General features: G+C 47.4%; 16 protein-coding genes. 3 read left to right on the plus strand and 13 right to left on the minus strand.

Annotation, left to right across the window (positions count from 1 at the left end):
• Window positions 1-29: 29 nt before the first annotated feature.
• The 11 genes from QUB77_RS13900 to QUB77_RS13950 form a co-directional block, all read right to left on the minus strand.
• Window positions 30-239, minus strand: a complete 210-nt coding sequence (locus QUB77_RS13900; protein ID WP_333173724.1) for a hypothetical protein — start codon at window positions 237-239, stop codon at window positions 30-32.
• Entirely contained in the window at window positions 239-553 is a 315-nt protein-coding gene (locus QUB77_RS13905) for a clan AA aspartic protease (RefSeq protein WP_333173726.1), read from the minus strand. Before QUB77_RS13905 ends, QUB77_RS13900 begins: the two co-directional genes overlap by 1 nt.
• 39 nt (window positions 554-592) lie before the next feature.
• On the minus strand, window positions 593-865 hold the full coding sequence (locus tag QUB77_RS13910) for a hypothetical protein (protein ID WP_333173730.1): 273 nt from the start codon (window positions 863-865) through the stop codon (window positions 593-595).
• 60 nt (window positions 866-925) lie between these two features.
• Window positions 926-1,309 (minus strand): type II toxin-antitoxin system VapC family toxin, encoded by a 384-nt coding sequence (locus tag QUB77_RS13915; protein WP_333173733.1) that lies wholly within the window; start codon window positions 1,307-1,309, stop codon window positions 926-928.
• A complete protein-coding gene (locus QUB77_RS13920) occupies window positions 1,306-1,542 on the minus strand; it encodes a type II toxin-antitoxin system Phd/YefM family antitoxin (protein ID WP_333032448.1) in 237 nt (78 codons plus the stop codon). The genes QUB77_RS13915 and QUB77_RS13920 overlap by 4 nt, the downstream gene beginning before the upstream one ends.
• 259 nt (window positions 1,543-1,801) lie before the next feature.
• The gene (locus QUB77_RS13925; RefSeq protein ID WP_333323048.1) at window positions 1,802-2,668 is read right to left on the minus strand and encodes a hypothetical protein; all 867 of its coding nucleotides are present in this window, start codon (window positions 2,666-2,668) and stop codon (window positions 1,802-1,804) included.
• Window positions 2,669-2,897: 229 nt separating this feature from the next.
• Window positions 2,898-4,484, minus strand: a complete 1,587-nt coding sequence (gene ndhD1, locus QUB77_RS13930; protein ID WP_445251738.1) for a photosynthetic/respiratory NAD(P)H-quinone oxidoreductase subunit D1 — start codon at window positions 4,482-4,484, stop codon at window positions 2,898-2,900.
• 521 nt (window positions 4,485-5,005) lie between these two features.
• A complete protein-coding gene (locus tag QUB77_RS13935) occupies window positions 5,006-7,051 on the minus strand; it encodes an NAD(P)H-quinone oxidoreductase subunit 5 (RefSeq protein WP_333173763.1) in 2,046 nt (681 codons plus the stop codon).
• A gap of 213 nt (window positions 7,052-7,264) precedes the next feature.
• Window positions 7,265-8,713: a Tic22 family protein gene (locus tag QUB77_RS13940; RefSeq protein WP_333173740.1), complete on the minus strand. Its 1,449-nt coding sequence runs from the start codon at window positions 8,711-8,713 to the stop codon at window positions 7,265-7,267.
• A 115-nt stretch (window positions 8,714-8,828) separates the two neighbouring features.
• The gene (locus QUB77_RS13945; RefSeq protein WP_333135247.1) at window positions 8,829-9,206 is read right to left on the minus strand and encodes a thioredoxin family protein; all 378 of its coding nucleotides are present in this window, start codon (window positions 9,204-9,206) and stop codon (window positions 8,829-8,831) included.
• A gap of 45 nt (window positions 9,207-9,251) precedes the next feature.
• Window positions 9,252-9,965: an NnrU family protein gene (locus QUB77_RS13950; protein WP_333173743.1), complete on the minus strand. Its 714-nt coding sequence runs from the start codon at window positions 9,963-9,965 to the stop codon at window positions 9,252-9,254.
• Between the two features lie 236 nt (window positions 9,966-10,201).
• Between QUB77_RS13950 and QUB77_RS13955 the strand changes: the two genes are divergently transcribed.
• Window positions 10,202-11,206: a LysR family transcriptional regulator gene (locus QUB77_RS13955; protein WP_015174889.1), complete on the plus strand. Its 1,005-nt coding sequence runs from the start codon at window positions 10,202-10,204 to the stop codon at window positions 11,204-11,206.
• Between the two features lie 132 nt (window positions 11,207-11,338).
• Window positions 11,339-12,784 (plus strand): protein kinase domain-containing protein, encoded by a 1,446-nt coding sequence (locus QUB77_RS13960; protein ID WP_333173745.1) that lies wholly within the window; start codon window positions 11,339-11,341, stop codon window positions 12,782-12,784.
• 46 nt (window positions 12,785-12,830) lie between these two features.
• On the opposite strand, the gene QUB77_RS13965 is transcribed toward QUB77_RS13960, so the two are convergent.
• A complete protein-coding gene (locus QUB77_RS13965; protein WP_333173747.1) occupies window positions 12,831-13,961 on the minus strand; it encodes an RNA-guided endonuclease TnpB family protein in 1,131 nt (376 codons plus the stop codon).
• A complete protein-coding gene (locus QUB77_RS13970) occupies window positions 13,931-14,032 on the minus strand; it encodes a helix-turn-helix domain-containing protein (protein ID WP_333173750.1) in 102 nt (33 codons plus the stop codon). Before QUB77_RS13970 ends, QUB77_RS13965 begins: the two co-directional genes overlap by 31 nt.
• A 219-nt stretch (window positions 14,033-14,251) precedes the next feature.
• On the opposite strand from QUB77_RS13970, the gene QUB77_RS13975 reads away from it, so the two are divergent.
• The gene (locus QUB77_RS13975) at window positions 14,252-15,925 is read left to right on the plus strand and encodes an asparagine synthase-related protein (RefSeq protein WP_333173752.1); all 1,674 of its coding nucleotides are present in this window, start codon (window positions 14,252-14,254) and stop codon (window positions 15,923-15,925) included.
• Window positions 15,926-16,423 lie beyond the last annotated feature (498 nt).

The following is a 16,423-nucleotide window of genomic DNA, read 5'->3' on the forward strand; positions in this document are numbered from 1 at the left end:
AAAACAAAATAGAAAACCCCAAAACCCGTTTAATAATCGAGGTTTTGGGCTTTTCTTCTTCGCATCCGGTTCAAATTACAACTTGCGAGGGTGCGATCGCCCTTGACAAAAATCGCACTCTTGGCAGAAAAATAAGGATAGAAATTAAGAGAGCGATCGCACTTAATTGAAGGGCGATCGACCAAATGGTAATTTTGAAGTATTGGGTTTTGCGATCGCGCGTTGAAACTACAACTCATCAATCGTCACTAACCCCCCCCTCAGTGAACTGAATCACAAGTTCTTGCTCGTCCAGCAAAGCAGTTCCAATCAGAGGCCTTCGCCCTGTAGCAAATACACGAACTTCTCGTTCTTCCCCGTCCCAAAGGATGATTGCTTCGTGAACTGCTACTAGGACTTCACTGTTATCTGCTAAGTTTACAGGCATATCGTACAGGAACGGCAACCCCAGTAAGGTAACTGCCTCCGGTGGCAAACATAGGTAGTCAGTGAAGCCCGTATCTATGACAAACTCGATCGGGAAAGTAGAGCCGCTTGGGAGGAGAAACGTCAACAAGGGCGATCGCGTGCCGATCGGTCACAATACCAGAAATCACTTGTTGACACGCTCCATTACACCACCCAACGAAGCAGCCACATTGTAACCAATACAAATGCCAAAAAGTCGAGCATACGGATGCTTTGCCATCAGACTACGTGCGGCTTTTAGCCCAGTTTTATCAACTTCGTAGTCGCCTGTTTCTATATCAATTATGACCATCTTGCCAATATTCTCTTCTAATTCAATTTTTTGGCGGATGGTGCTCTCATACAAATGTTTCGCACGACGCGCGACTTCTTCACGACTCAAAAGGATTGTTTGCATACATTCCCTCTTTTTTATAATTCTTACTCTTGTTATGGATATGATAGCTCACTTACACTACTACATAACGCTGACCGAGTAGGCACGAATTGCCCCATCTACTGTCGCAATAGTCAGACCATTCTCTAAAGCTTGACAGATAAGCATTCTGTCAAATGGATCGCGATGTAATTGTGGCAGTTTAGCCAGTTGAGCTACGCTACTTTCATCAAGAGCAAGACTGACAATTTGATGAAGATCGCGCTGTTTGGGTAAATATGTTTCAGGATGCTCCGGCAGAGGTAACTTACCCAACTGGTACTTGACAATTGCTTCCCAGACTGAGACTGCACTCAAATAGACCTGATTATCTGGATCGCGAATTGCATCTCGAACATCTGTTGATAACTGGGCGTCACCACTGATGAACCATAAAAAAATGTGCGTATCTAGCAGAATCTTCATTTACCTTCAAATGCACTGAGGATATCTTCCGGCAAAGGAGCGTCGAAATCATCTGGAACGGTAAACTCGCCTGCACACAAACCGAATGGTCGTAATTGCTTGCTGCTAGAAATAGGTCTTAGTTCGGCGATCGGCTTATCTGCTTGCAGGATAACAAAAGTTGCACCTGCCTCCACTTGACGCAGATACTTTGAAGGATCGCGCTGAATTTCATCAACTGTCACGTTCAACATAAAAATGCCTCAGTATAAAGCTCACTCAATTGTATAGTCCTGGACGCATCAGGGCCTAGAAACCGGGTTTTTTTACTAAAAGACGCGTTCCAGCCCGCAGATTCGGTAAAAAACCCGGTTTCTCAACGTGATACTCAGCCATTGCGTAGGCGGGTTTACTCGTAGAGCTTAGGCTGTGGCATAACGTTCGTGTTCAGCGGCGGTGAGTAACTACTGCGTCATAACAAATATCTCCAAACAGTCCGCTGCAACATGGTTGTTATGTACTCATCTTACTGACGCTTTCCTTAATTTCATGGATTGCAGCCTTCAACACTTGGAGACAGATTTTTGCAGTGTGCTGTCGAGGGTTAAAGCCCGAGCTCATCTGCTCGAAAGGATGAATATAGTTTCTGAAGTCCCTCAGAGAATGGCTAAACTTCTGGGTATCATGTTGAATTAGATTTATATCTCTTGCAACATCAATAAAAGAACTCAGCGACCACTCATGGAACTTCTTTACTTTTCCAGAAGTGTCCTTTGGTGCAGTTTTGGAGGTATTAAATTGCTGTGGATGCTTTTTTGCCAAGCCCAAGAGAATTCCTTCAAGTGTGCTGCCAGCCAATAAGATCACTGATAAATATGCACCTGCCGAAAAGCACTGTTCAATTTCCTTGATCCTTTGCTGAAGAATATCTGACAAATCACTTTCAAGACCGATTTGCGCAATCGAAATATTAGAGAACTCTCTATTCAAGAATTCATGTTCTGTAGGAGTTGCCGTTTCATCAATTTCGATTTTCTCAAGCTTAGCAAAACCTATATTAGCGCCATCACGAACTACCTTCCATTGGTCAAAGGCGATATATTGGTTGAATTCTGCAATATGCTTGTCTAGTTCGGGAATCCGATTGATAAAATTTACTGGTGAAAGAACACTTTTTATACATTCATCAAGTTCGGGCTTGCCATTAAGCTGGCTGAGACGATCCTCAGTGAATCTCCAGCGAGACGGAAAACCTTGACCGTAAGAATCACTGAACCCTAACGCATTAAAAAATTCAACGAGTTGCGGCCCTGAGCGATACTCAGTTTCTTCATTGATTAGGTTCCTAAGCTTCTCAAGTGATTTTGGATTTAGGATCATTGACTTATTGCATATATAGCAAAGTACATAACTATCAATTATACCGAAGTTGCGGTCTAACACTCCGATCGCCCTCATTGACCGCATACCCACTTTGTTTCTAAAACCAAACTCCAGATTGCTTGAGAGCAAAAGTTTCCCTCATTTGTGGAGCAACAAAAATAGAAAACCCCCAAACCCGATTCTTCTTAAACGAGTTTGGGGGTTTTCTTCCTAAATCCAGTTTAAATCACAACTTACTCGGCTCGATCGCCGGAGCACGCAGAGACAGAGTTTTATCCGCAGCAGCCTTAGCCACAAGCGACGGCACAGAATCGCGCAACTTTGCAGTCAACTGAACAGTAGTCGCATCATAAACCTGAGTCAGAATTTTCGGATACAAACCGATACCGATAATCGGCACCAACAGCGAAGCAATGATAAACACTTCTCGCGGTTCCGCATCCACCAATTCTTCGTGATCCGCCAATTCCTTATTCTCAGGGCCGTAGAAAATTTCGCGCAGCATCGACAGCAGATAAATCGGAGTCAAAATAACCCCGACAGCAGCTAGAAATACCACGCAAACCTTAAACACAGGATTGTAAGCATCGCTCGTTGCAAAACCCACAAACACCATTAATTCTGCTACAAAACCGCTCATTCCCGGCAAAGCCAAAGAAGCCATAGAACAAGCAGTCCACATCGCGAAAACCTTACGCATTTTCTGTCCTACACCGCCCATTTCGTCCAGCATGAGCGTGTGAGTGCGATCGTAAGTGCAACCCACCATGAAGAACAAACTCGCCCCGATTAAACCGTGAGAAACCATTTGCAGCATTGCACCGCTAGTTCCCAAATCGGTAAACGAAGCTATCCCAATCAGCACAAACCCCATGTGCGAAATCGAAGAATAAGCAATTTTCCGCTTCAAATTGCGCTGAGCAAAAGAAGTTAATGCCGCGTAAACAATGTTAACCACACCCAAAATTACCAAAATGGGTGCGAAGGTAGCGTGAGCATCGGGGAGCATTCCCGCATTCATCCGCAGCAAAGCGTAACCGCCCATTTTTAGCAGAATTCCTGCTAGCAACATGTGGGCGGGTGCGGTTGCTTCCCCGTGAGCGTCAGGGAGCCAAGTGTGCAGCGGGAAAATTGGCAGTTTGACGCCGTAAGCTATCAAGAAACCTGTGTACAGGAGCAATTCTATATTGGGGGCGTAATCTTTAGCTGCGATCGCCCGCATATCGAAAGTCACCGTATCGCCGTAAAACGCCATCGTCAGCGCGCCAACCAAAATAAACAGCGAACCCCCAGCAGTGTACAGGATAAACTTAGTTGCTGCGTAAAGGCGCTTTTTGCCGCCCCAAATCGACAAAATTAGGTAAACGGGAACTAATTCCAGTTCCCAAACCAGGAAAAACAGCAGCATATCCTGCACGGCAAAAACTGCTATTTGGCCACCGTACATCGCCAGCATCAAAAAGTAAAATAGCTTCGGTTTAAAAGTGACTGGCCAAGCTGCTAAAGTAGCTAAAGTAGTAATAAAACCAGTCAGCAAAATCAGCGGCATCGACAAACCGTCAGCACCCACAGACCAATTTAAATCGAGTTGTGGCACCCAAGAGTAACTTTCTACCAGTTGCAAATCTGGATTGCTGAAGTCGTACTGAGTGTAAAAAGCGTAAACAAGTAGGGCAAAATCGATCAAACCCACAATTAGGGCATACCACCGCACCGTCTTGCCATCCTTATCGGGAATTAAAGGAATCAGCAAGGACGCAGCAATGGGAAACAGAATTGTTGTTGTTAACCAGGGAAAGTTAGCTGTATCCATTGCGTTTTAAAATGATCCATCCGTTATTAGGTTTAAACACATTTTGCCAATTTTAGCCTAAATTTTATACTTTCTTTAGACGGAACATTTTTTTTTGCTATTATTTGGACAAATTATGCGATCGCAACAGTTAAGTTTAATCAAAGATTTATTTCTATTTACTAATTGTCAATTGTGAGTTCTTGAGCTAATACCCGTTCTTAAAATATCTTCTGGTGGGAAATGGCATTGCCCATTGGTGTCAACTTAAGCCGATCATCTGCAAGTGGGCGAGTCCGCCAGGGGTTGAAACCCCTGGCTAATAGCGAAAGTCCTCGCTATGAGGACTAATAGATATCTCCAAAAAAGCTAGTATGGAACAGGCAAGATGCCTGTTCCACAATAAGAGGTTTAAGGAGTTCTTCAGTCCTCATAGCGAGGACTTTAGCTTTGAGACAGGGAATTCATTCCCTGTCGGACTGTCGGACTATCGGTTTTACCTGTTGGTTGACACCAATGTACAAGGCCGTGTCCCTAAAGATTTAACTGACTCCCGAAACGATCGCAAAACCCAGAACTGCGACAAACACAATCAGGGCATAAAATTGAGCGCGACCGCTCTCAAAGTATTTCAAACCTTCGCCACTAACCAGGGTGAGAAACCCTGTTAAGTTGACGACACCATCGACGACTCGCAAATCCACTTCCATGACTTGCCGCGCTAAACGGCGGCTGCCTTTGACAAAGAGAAAATCGTTGATATCGTCCAGATACCACTTGTTGAGGGAGAACTCGTAAAGCGGTTTGATTTTTTGCGCGATCGCCCCAGCATCAATTTTACGGCTCAAATACATCAGAGAAGCCAAAGTAATGCCCAGCAAAGCAATACCTACAGAGCTTCCGCCCATAATCAAAAATTCCGTCAAATTGAACTCAGCAGCGTGTTCCAAAACTTCTTCGAGAGATTCGCCCGGAGCGCGAACAAACTGCTCGAAATAATTGGCAAACGGCGTACCCAGAAAACCGATAAACACAGAAGGTACTGCCAGCAACACTAACGGCAGAGCCATTGTCAGAGGAGATTCGTGAGGGAAATGGTCGTGCTCATCGTGACTGTCGCCAGTTGAGGCCAATTCCTTAACGTTCATCGCTCCAGGGCCGAAAACAACACCGGGTTGCAGGAGTTGCCGCTTGATGGCGCTGTCATTGCCCCGGAATTCGCCCTCGAAGGTGCTGAAATACATCCGAAACATATAAAACGCGGTCATCCCGGCCGTCAACCAGCTAACAGCCCACAAAGCGGGATTTGCTGCGAAGGCGCTGGCGAGGATTTCGTCTTTTGACCAAAAACCAGCAAACGGCGGAATTCCGCAGATTGCCAAATTTCCGATTAAAAAGCAACTAGCGGTAATCGGCATATATTTCCGCAAGCCGCCCATGACTCGCATATCTTGAGCGAGAGCGGGGTTGTGGCCTACAACTGCTTCCATACCGTGAATGACTGAACCTGAACACAGGAACAGCATTGCTTTGAAATAAGCGTGAGTCATCAAGTGGAAAAGTCCGGCACTGTAAGCGCCGATTCCCATGGCCATCACCATGTAGCCGAGTTGGGAGATGGTGGAGTAGGCGAGGCCTTTTTTGATGTCATTTTGGGTAATCGCGATCGAAGCGCCCATAAATGCCGTAAAACAGCCGGTGCAGGCGATCAAATTCATGACTGCCGGCAGCCCTTCAAACACCGGGTACATCCGAGCGATCAGGAATACGCCAGCGGCTACCATTGTCGCGGCGTGGATTAATGCCGAAATCGGTGTGGGGCCTTCCATTGCGTCTGGCAACCAGACGTGGAGGGGGAATTGAGCGGATTTGGCTGCTGGCCCCAAAAATATGAGGACGCCGAAGATTGTCGCCAGAGTCGCCGAAAGAGCACCGGATTCGACTAAGGAGTGCAGGCGTTCCCCCATGACGCTAAATTCAAAGCTGCCGGTGGCCCAGTAAATGCCGAGGATGCCCAGCAGCAGGCCGAAGTCGCCGACGCGGTTGGTGACAAAAGCTTTTTGGCAAGCGTCAGCCGCGGGTTTGCGATCGTACCAAAATCCGACTAGCAGGTACGAACACATACCTACGAGTTCCCAAAAAATGTAAATCTGAACGATGTTCGGGCTGACGACCAGACCCAACATCGACGCGCTGAAGATGCTCAGGTAGGCGTAAAAGCGCACGTACCCGTCATCGTGAGCCATGTAACCGTCGGTGTAAATCATCACCAAAAAGGCGACCGTGGTGACGATCGCCAGCATCACCGACGTTAGGGGGTCGATAATATAGCCCATATTCAGCGAGAAGTCGCCAGCAGAAGCCCACTGAATACTGCGGGTGTAGGGTGCGTGGCCCTGTAGTTGACTCCACAGCAATGCGAAGGAGAGTACCATTGACCCTCCGAGCGCGGAGACGATTAATATCGCATTCGCTTGTCGGAGTTTGTTGGTTGCCTGGTTAAAGGTGATTAAGCCTAGACCTACTAGCATTGCGCCTGCCAGCGGCAGGACTGGAATCAGCCAAGCGTATTGATAAAGCAGTTCCATGACTGATAGGTAGTTTAAAGTTTCTACTAGATATTGCCAAAACTGTAAACAATTGTGACACACGCCTGCGCCACTGGGCATAAATGCTTGATTTTTTTTGAAGTATGCCGAGTTGGGCGCGTTATCGATTAGGGTTTTTACAAATTAATGTCCCAGAAATCCCACCACGACAGGAGTCGGGATGAATAAATGCGCCGGAGCGGTCGATCGCGATTACCCCAAGTTTAGAATCGAATCTGTAGTCGATGCGATGAATGTGGAACTGCGAACAGTTGCCGGTGTTGCATTTAAAACATTCGCTAAAATGTCGCCATTTGCTAACAAGATTAGCGTGTTTGCACCCTCCGCATTGAAATTGAGCTCATTAAGAGTGATACTGCCTGCGATCGCAATTCTATCCCCTTGATTTAAATCGGTAATTCTATCTGCCAAGTTTGCATCCCGCACCCCTGCATCAACATCCGTTTTGATAATAAAAGTATCTATTTCGGCGCCGCCCGTAAGAATGTCAAAACCTGCATCGCCTAGCAAAAAATCATTGCCTTCGCCACCGTTGAGAGTATCATTTTCTCTACCTCCCCGCAAAAAATCACTGCCACTTCCGCCGTCTAGACTATCATTATCTTGACCGCCGCTGAGCAGATCGCTGCCATCATCTCCGAAAATTAAATCGCTGCCTTTGCCACCCCGCAGCAAGTCGCTACCAGCGCCGCCGCGCAGCAAGTCGCTACCACCATTCCCATTAATTACATCATCATCTGATGAACCACTCACGGTATCGTTACCGTCTAAGGATCGCACGCCACCAGGAAATTGAGTCGCACTGTTTGGAGGTATTTGAAATAAATCATTACCAAGAGTTAAGTCAAAAAAACCTCCGCTAGCGGATGCAGTCAATAACTTATTAAAAACGCTCAACTGCTCAAAGTCTGTGATACTTCCAGGAAGCTGCCGCACAAATTCCCGCGACTCCTGCGAGGGAATCAAAATCAATTGGTTCAAGAACGCGTCGTCCTCAGTACGCAAAGCTTCCAAAACGCTCTCCAAGTTCACCACCTCAATCTTAATTGTGGCAGTGAGATTCGGCTGCTGCTGCTGGAAGCGCTCCACCAGTTCCTGCAGTTCTTCCTTGTTAAAAAACAAGGGAATCACCTCTTGCTGGTTGCGCTGAATCGTCAAATAACCATTTTCCGGGCCACCTCTGGCCAAAAACAGAGGTACACCGTTGAACTCGTTAACCTGTTGACCAGTCTCCTGAAGTACAGTTTTAGCCAACTGCACCTGCTGCGGAGCCGGAACGTAAGAAAATTGGATCTCCTCCGGCTTGCCTTTATTTGCTTGAGTGATCTGATAAATTTCCCCTAGCGACACCGGCGTCACGCGCACGGAGGCCGCCAACTGAGGGTTTGTAGTTTTCAGTTGATCGATAAAAGCTTGAGCATCCTGCTGGCTGATAAAAATTCGTGCCACTGAATCATTGCCGCTTTGACCCTCACCTTGTTTGGGAACAGTAGAGATGAGGGGAGCACCCTGAGCATCTGTAATCACAAACACCGGCACCGAGCGCAGCTTTTCGTCAATTTCTGTATTAGACAGTGCTAATGCTGTGAGATTTCCCGCTTCCGAGGCAGGGAGCAAGTCAACATTAACTACATTAGACATGGTGGTATTAACACGTGTTAAATTCGTTAAATCTTGTACTTACCGGCACAATAGGTGTTATATCCCCGAATTTTTTAAGAAGTCGGGGGTCTAACAGCTATGGGACTTAAAAATGTTACCTGTTGGCTACTTCCTGAAGTTGCAGCCGTTGAGATGGGGAAGCTACGTGAGCCGCCAGCATCCAGGAATCCAGAGTCCGCCGCAGTTCCTCGCGTCCTTTGTAGTCTTCCAATCTAAATCGAACTTTATCGCCCTCAAACAAAATCAGCGTGGGCAAACTTGTCAGCCGATAAGTGTGGGCCAACTTGAAACATTGATCGGCATTCACCCCAACCAGCTTGACTTTTTCTGCCCACTGTGCCTCAAAAGTCTTAAGCGTGGGGTCGATCGCGCGGCACAAACCGCACCAAGGAGCCGAAAAGTGAACTAAAACGGGGGTAGAGGCTTGAAACACCTCTTGTGCAAAAGTGCGTTCGCTAACCGACAACACCATGAGCCCTCAAAATTTAATAATTTTTTTTCTATCCTAGGGATCATGCTACCAGTATATGTTCCTAGTGACACGCATCAAAAAAGGATGAATTTCCCACAGCAGGCCCGTAAAAATGACTACACCTAGATAGGAAGGGCGCAGAAATTCAAGCAAATCAAGGGTTTGACGCTTTTGTAGGATTGCCAAAAAAGGCATGATTGAGGTTCGAGATTTGATGGTTTCAAAGGAATCCCCAAAACGAGCCTGAAGTCGCCTGTCGCCGTGCCACACTCCGAACAGGTGGTGAAGTACCAAACCGATGGAAGTGACGAGGGTAAAGCTAGTGCCAATCCACAGGGTGTGGGCGACGCACCAAATCAGTTGTCCCACCATTTGCGGGTGACGGGTGATACGAATGATGCCAGTTTCGTAGAGGTGAACTTGGGGCTTTTGGACGGCGGCAATTTCTAGGAGGTTGAAAGTTGCTGGGTACAGAAACAGAAAGGAAATTGCCGAAAGTATCCAAACTGCCGGTTTAACTCCGGGGACTCCCTGTACTTGCCAAAGCTGTACGCCGTCGTAGCGATGGTTGAAAAAGTAGACAATCAGAATGACGGCTAGCGGCAAACTGACAAGGGCAAACAAAACGCGGTAAAGTCTCGGCCCGATCAGCTTTTCACCTTTGGGCCGGAGGGCTGCTAAACCGCTGTGGGCGATCGCAAAAACCAGTAACAGGCCCAGAATAACTAAGTGGGAGTCGAGCGCCAAGTCGATCGTCATTGCAAATATTAAGAAAAGTTATTGATTCTCGGCCAATTTGTGTCACAAAGTATCTATGGGAGCATTCAGCGGTTATCAGTCAGTTAACTGTTCACTGTTCGCTGTTGACTGTTGACTGTTCGCTGTTCGCTGTTGACTGTTCGCTGTTGACTGTTCGCTGTTTGCTGTTGGCTGCCTACAGTCAACCGTCAACCGTCAACTGACAACTGACAACTGACAACTGACAATTTAGATATATGTCTGACCTTCCTTTCACTTTAGACCAGTTACGCATTCTCAAGGCGATCGCCTCTGAAGGAAGCTTCAAACGCGCCGCGGACAGCCTCTATGTATCCCAGCCTGCAGTTAGCTTGCAAGTGCAAAACTTAGAGAGACAATTGGACGTGCCGCTGTTTGACCGGGGGGGGCGGCGGGCTCAACTGACCGAAGCCGGACACCTGCTGCTGAGTTACGGCGAGAAAATTTTATCGCTTTGCCAAGAAACTTGTCGAGCTCTGGAAGACTTGCAAAATCTCCAAGGCGGTACTTTGATCGTCGGCGCTTCTCAAACAACGGGGACGTATTTGCTACCCCGGATGATCGGGATGTTTCGTCAAAAGTACCCGGATGTAGCAGTACAGCTTCACGTTCACTCGACCCGCCGCACGGCGTGGAGTGTGGCAAACGGGCAAATCGATTTGGCAATTGTTGGCGGAGAAATTCCTACGGAACTTGTAGAAGCTTTAGAAATTGTTCCTTACGCTGAGGACGAACTGGCTCTGATTCTCCCTCCATCTCACCCGATGGTACAACAAGAAACTATCCAAAAAGAAGACCTTTACAAATTGCAGTTTATATCCCTCGATTCGCAGTCTACGATCCGCAAAGTAATCGATCAGGTACTGACTCGCTGCGGCATTGACACGCGCCGCTTGAAAATAGAGATGGAACTAAATTCGATCGAAGCAATTAAAAATGCCGTTCAGTCGGGGCTGGGAGCTGCTTTTGTCTCGGTTTCGGCGATCGAAAAAGAGTTGCTTATGGGCGTCTTGCACAAATCTCAAATGGACGAAGTTTTGGTAACTCGGATTTTGTCGCTGATTTACAACCCCAACCGCTACCGTTCTAAAGCGGCAGAGGCTTTCAGCAATGAAATTTTGCCCCAGTTTGCTACTTATTCGACCATCCTGGAGAAGAAAGAACCCCCAGCCCTCGATTTGGGATTCATAGAAATAGCAACTCCCAACTCGGCGGGAAGTTAATCTCTTAGGTCGCTGGCAGTTAGCAGTTCGCGGTTAGTTGAGAAATCGAAATCTGGTTTAACCATCACTTTTTCTTCCTTCTTCCCTTTTCCTTCTTCCCTCTTCCTTCTTCCCTCTTCTTAGCAAACAAAAATGGAAGTTTACTGCACCCGCCCAGGCTGCCCGCGCCCTCAAAACTATTTTCCCGACCTCAATGACAGTTCGCTGCTGAAAACGGTGCAGCAAAAGTTTTGCACGGCTTGCGGGATGCCCCTGATTTTGAGCGGCCGCTATTTGCCCGTCAGGTTGTTGGGTCAAGGCGGTTTTGGGGCGGCGTTTTTAGCCAGAGACCGCTATACTCCGGCGATGCGGCAGTGCGTTGCTAAACTTTTGCAGCCGTCGGTAAGTCTGACTCCGCCCCAGCTAAAAATCGCTCAAACTCTGTTTGAACGGGAAGCGGCGGTGCTCGAAGAACTGGGAAACGAACATTCCCAAATTCCGAGTTTGCTAGCTTTTTTTGAGCTGACTGTTACGAGTTTGCAGCCGGGAAAAAACGATCAGTTTTTCTATCTGGTTCAAGAATTTATTGACGGTAAAAATTTGGAGGATGAACAGGCTGTTAAAGGCAGGTTCTCGGAGGCGGAAACGGTGGAGGTGCTGCGGGAAATTTTGAAGGTTCTCGATTTTGTTCACTCTCGCGGTTCGATTCACCGAGATATTAAACCTGCTAATATTATGCGGGGTAAAAACGGTCGGCTTTATTTATTAGATTTTGGGGCTGTTAAACAAGTAACACAAAGTGTTGGGAGTGCAAAAGCTTCGACTGGTATTTATTCTTTGGGTTACGCTCCGCCAGAACAGATGAGCGGGCAAGAAGTTTATCCGGCAACGGATTTGTATGCTTTGGCTGTGACTTGTATTACTTTGCTGAGTGGTTTGCAGCCGACGGAGTTGTTTGATAGTTACAGAAATGAGTGGAATTGGCAGTCGCGGGTGCAGGTAAGTTCGCGTTTGGCTCACGTTCTCGATCGAATGTTATTATCAGCTCCCAGCCAGCGTTTTCAATCTGCGAGGGAGGTGGAAGCGGCTCTGATGTCTGGGCCTCAACAACATTCTCAACCACCTACAGTCGTGGTGGCGCAGCCTCCGATACCTCTTCAACCGACTCTGCCTCCTCCTGTACGGGTTCCGGCGACGCCTCCGGGAGGGCTGCAACCTTCGCAGAGAAGGATTTTTTCGATTTGGGAGGTTTTGTCGGGGGCGGCGTTTACGGGTTTTGAGGCGGGGGTGCTGGCGATCGCCCTGACGAGTTTGTTGCCCTCTCCAGGCTTGAGTATCGGATTGTTGGGGATGATTGTGGCGGGTTTGATTTACGGGCAGTACCGCAGGGCGATCGAACAAACCGAGATGTTGATTATTGGTGCCGCTACTGTGGCTTTGCTGTGGTTTTTCCCGGCTTTACAGACGGCGGCACTTGCGATTTATCCGAATTCTCCGATCGCGGGCGTGTTTTTTGTGGGATGGTTGGGTGCTTTAGGTGCGATCGCTGGCACAGCTATTTTTCGCTTAATTTATAAGTTACTTTCAAACGTTTTTTAATGTAATATTGACATCCTCCCCACTGATGAATCAGGGGGATTCCAATCTACCCAAACAAAGAAAGTTGTTTAGGGAATTGGTGGGTTGACGCTTCGCTGGAAGATGCCACATTAGATGCGGTCTTACTCCGTCCTCCACGTCCGTTTTTAGTCTCAGGCAATCCACCCGCGACTTTTATATTAATTGCGGCGTTTTTATCTCGGTCGTGAACAGCTCCGCAAAACAAGCAAGTCCATTCGCGAACCGAGAGTTCTTTTTTACCGCCAATTTGTCCGCAACAAGAACATTTTTGGCTGGTTGGCTCCCAGCGACTGATTACCCTGAAATCTCTTCCGTACATGGACGATTTAGCTTCCAGCATTGTCCGAAAACTTCGCCAACCCAAATCAGAAATAGCACGAGATAATTTGCGGTTTTTCATCAGACCGGAGACGTTAAGGTCTTCCAAAACTATCGTTTGGTTTTCACGAATAATTCTGGTACTCAACTTGTGTAGAAAATCTTTCCGGGTATCGGAGATTTTGGCATGAATTCGTGCCACTTTCCGACGCGCCAATTCTCTTCGCTTACTTCCTTTCTTTTTTCTAGATAGCTTGCGCTGTGCCTTGCGAAGCTTCCTCAGATGCTTCTTGAGTGGCTTAGGAGCTTTTACTTTTTCACCTGTACTCAAAGTAGCGAAGTCGGTAATGCCTAAATCTACGCCAACAGATTGTCCGTTGTCGGGCAAGACTGCCGGATTAACTTCAACCACAAAGCTAGCAAAGTATCGATTCGCAGCGTCTTTGATTATTGTGACTGAGCTTGGCGCAGACGGTAGATCCCTTGACCAGACAACCTTGATTCGCCCAATCCTAGCAAGGTAGACTTTCCCGTGTTTGATAGAAAAACCCCCTATCCTGAACCGTGCAGACTGTTTGCCGTTACGCTTCTTGAATTTGGGGCGGTGTACTTTCAGACCTTTTCTTTTGCCTTTAAGTGAATCAAAGTAGTTTTTCCAAGCTACTCCTAAATCAGAAATCGATTGTTGTAGTGGAATGTTTGAGACTTCCACTAGCCATTCTCGCTGTTCTAGTTTTTTGGCTTGAGTAATGAAGGTCTTTTGCAAATCCCCATTACTGGGGAGCTTGTCTGATGAGTTACAGAATGCTAGTGAATCGTTCCTACAACCCGACAGCAACCAAACAATTTAGCAAGGCTACGAACTTGCCCAGAAGTTGGATATATGCGGTATTGATATCGTTGTTTCATGTAACTATTTTAGGAGTAAAACAACCATTGAAAAATGTACATATGTTAAGATTCCGGCTAACTCAAAAATGAAGGCGGTTGAAACCGCTGCCGACTTTTCCCCGTGTCTAAACCCAGGGGCCCGGCGGGCTCGTTTTCCGGTCATCTCTAGAAAAGCCTGTTTTGAACAGGCAAGATGCCTGTTCCACAATAATAATTATGGGAGATGTTTTATTTAAAATGCAGACTCAGAATTCTATCTACCCTAATTGGGTGATTGCTTGGGGCCCACAAGCCCGATCGCACTCTGCAACTTGGGAAACTTCCGATTTTGCCATAATCGGCGCTGAACCCACCTTCAGCCCCAATCAGCGATTTGTGCTGGTAGGTGATTGCTGCTTCGATCGCACTCCAATGCTCAAACAACAGATTGATACGGATGGATTGTCCGATTTGGCGATCGTCGGACGGCTATGGGAACAGTCAGGCCCTCAAACTTTGAGCTTACTGTCAGGACAATTTGCCTTAGCAGTGTGGGATAGAGAGGAGAAAACCTTGTGTCTGGGGCGCGATCGCGTGGGAGCAAAAACGCTCTATTACACCCGTGCAGGAACGACTCGCTGGATCGCGCCTCGACTGCGATCGCTCAATCCGTATCACGATCGAGAACTCGATTTAGTTGCTTTGCGCGACTACTTGTGCTGTGCGTTTGTACCCGGAGCACAAACGCTGTGGGAAGCCGTGCGAGAGTTGCGGCCCGGTAGCTACCTGTATTTACCGGATATTGAGGTGGCGAGATACTGGCAGCCACACGAGCAAATTACTAACGCCGATCGCCCTTTGGAATGGCACAGTCAACAAGTGCGATCGCTTTTGGAACAACTGGTGCAGGAAGCGCTACCAGCGGGAGAACCAGTCGCAGCATATCTTTCGGGTGGTATTGATTCAAGTTGCGTCACGGCGATCGCAGCGCGACTGCACGATCGTCCGGTGCACACTTTTTCGATGCACTTTGGCGCTCAATATCCCAGCGAGATTGAATTTGCCAACATCGTCGCAGCACATTGTGGCACTGAGCACCATATTTTAGAAGTTTCGCCAAAGCAAATTTGGGAGTTGCTACCGGAAACGCTGGCGGCAATGGATGATCCGGTGGGGGAAGGCTTGACAGTGCCCAATTTGCTGTTGGGGCGATCGGCAAAGCAATTCGCAGACGTGGTACTCAATGGCGAAGGCGGCGATCCGTGCTTTGGCGGGCCGAAAAATAAGCCGATGTTACTCAACAGTTTGTATGGTTCGATTCAGGGTAAACCAGATCCGATCGCAGCTTACTTGACTTCGTTTCAAAAATGCTATGTGGATTTGCCACGTTTGCTGAAGCCGGAGGTTTGGGAAAAGGTGAAGAATGCGCCTTCCGTCTTTGCTGAGGAATTGCAACAGACAGAAACGACTTTTTTGAATCGGCTGATGCGGCTCAACATTGAGTTTAAAGGAGCCGATTACATTTTGACCAAGGTGAATAATCTCACGGCTGCGGCGGGATTGGAAGCTCGATCGCCCCTATTCGATGCGCGGATGGTGGCATTGAGTTTGCAAATTCCCCCAGAATATAAGCTTTCCGGCGCGCAGGAAAAAGCGGTTCTCAAGGCTGCTGTGGCGGATTTGCTGCCCGATGCCATTGTCAACCGTCCGAAAAGCGGGATGGTGATGTCGATGCAGCAGTGGTTTTTGAGGGATTGGCAGCGGCAAGCGCGATCGTTGCTGCTGAATCGTCATGCGGCGATCGCGCCTTACCTCGATCGAACACTAATCCGCGAGTGGCTAAACTATCGTGGGGAAGTTTTTCCCCGCTATGGGCTGAAGCTGTGGCTGCTGGTGACGCTGGAAATTTGGTTACAAGTGAATCGCCGTTAGTTACCCCAAATTAGGGTACGGGGCAGTGCCTTTCGTCGTGTCAACTTCAGCAGTTGACGCCCAAATTTGTCGCTCGACAGCGGCTTTTTTCCTATGCGGTTTTCGCTCTTGTTTATAGAACCGAATTAAACCGCAGAGGGCGCAGAGAATACAGAGAAACGGAAGAGACAGATGAATCGTTCCGATGCCAACGGATTTGATATACAGCGTATTCTAGGTGTATTTCATAAACCTGGAATACGCTGTATCCCTTTTTTGTCACTCTGGGAAATTAAAAATGAGAACCAAATTTTCAACTGTAGATAGCTCAAGGATTTGAGCATTTATTTTCTAACAGAATGGCCCAAATCAAGGTTTTTGGTAAAAGCCTTATGATATAACCATCCCAGATTATTTTCTGCCGAAACTGACAAAAGAGGGGTATATAGCAATCCTAAATGATTTTCTGTGTGTAACTATATTGACGTATTTTGGGGAAATCAAATGTATGTTCGTTAG

This window comes from Microcoleus sp. AT9b-C3, assembly GCF_036705485.1.
Classification (GTDB): Bacteria; Cyanobacteriota; Cyanobacteriia; order Cyanobacteriales; family Microcoleaceae; genus Microcoleus.

Bases quoted from the DNA above. Each gene is read 5' to 3' on its own strand.
- ndhD1 (WP_445251738.1), bottom strand. From the start codon at position 4,484: ATGGATACAGCTAACTTTCCCTGGTTAACAACAACAATTCTGTTTCCC.
- QUB77_RS13920 (WP_333032448.1), bottom strand. From the start codon at position 1,542: ATGTTGAACGTGACAGTTGATGAAATTCAGCGCGATCCTTCAAAGTAT.
- QUB77_RS13955 (WP_015174889.1), top strand. From the start codon at position 10,202: ATGTCTGACCTTCCTTTCACTTTAGACCAGTTACGCATTCTCAAGGCG.
- QUB77_RS13960 (WP_333173745.1), top strand. From the start codon at position 11,339: ATGGAAGTTTACTGCACCCGCCCAGGCTGCCCGCGCCCTCAAAACTAT.
- QUB77_RS13970 (WP_333173750.1), bottom strand. From the start codon at position 14,032: ATGAAACAACGATATCAATACCGCATATATCCAACTTCTGGGCAAGTT.
- QUB77_RS13900 (WP_333173724.1), bottom strand. From the start codon at position 239: ATGAGTTGTAGTTTCAACGCGCGATCGCAAAACCCAATACTTCAAAAT.
- QUB77_RS13950 (WP_333173743.1), bottom strand. From the start codon at position 9,965: ATGACGATCGACTTGGCGCTCGACTCCCACTTAGTTATTCTGGGCCTG.
- QUB77_RS13915 (WP_333173733.1), bottom strand. From the start codon at position 1,309: ATGAAGATTCTGCTAGATACGCACATTTTTTTATGGTTCATCAGTGGT.
- QUB77_RS13940 (WP_333173740.1), bottom strand. From the start codon at position 8,713: ATGTCTAATGTAGTTAATGTTGACTTGCTCCCTGCCTCGGAAGCGGGA.
- QUB77_RS13945 (WP_333135247.1), bottom strand. From the start codon at position 9,206: ATGGTGTTGTCGGTTAGCGAACGCACTTTTGCACAAGAGGTGTTTCAA.
- QUB77_RS13975 (WP_333173752.1), top strand. From the start codon at position 14,252: ATGCAGACTCAGAATTCTATCTACCCTAATTGGGTGATTGCTTGGGGC.
- QUB77_RS13925 (WP_333323048.1), bottom strand. From the start codon at position 2,668: ATGATCCTAAATCCAAAATCACTTGAGAAGCTTAGGAACCTAATCAAT.
- QUB77_RS13910 (WP_333173730.1), bottom strand. From the start codon at position 865: ATGCAAACAATCCTTTTGAGTCGTGAAGAAGTCGCGCGTCGTGCGAAA.
- QUB77_RS13935 (WP_333173763.1), bottom strand. From the start codon at position 7,051: ATGGAACTGCTTTATCAATACGCTTGGCTGATTCCAGTCCTGCCGCTG.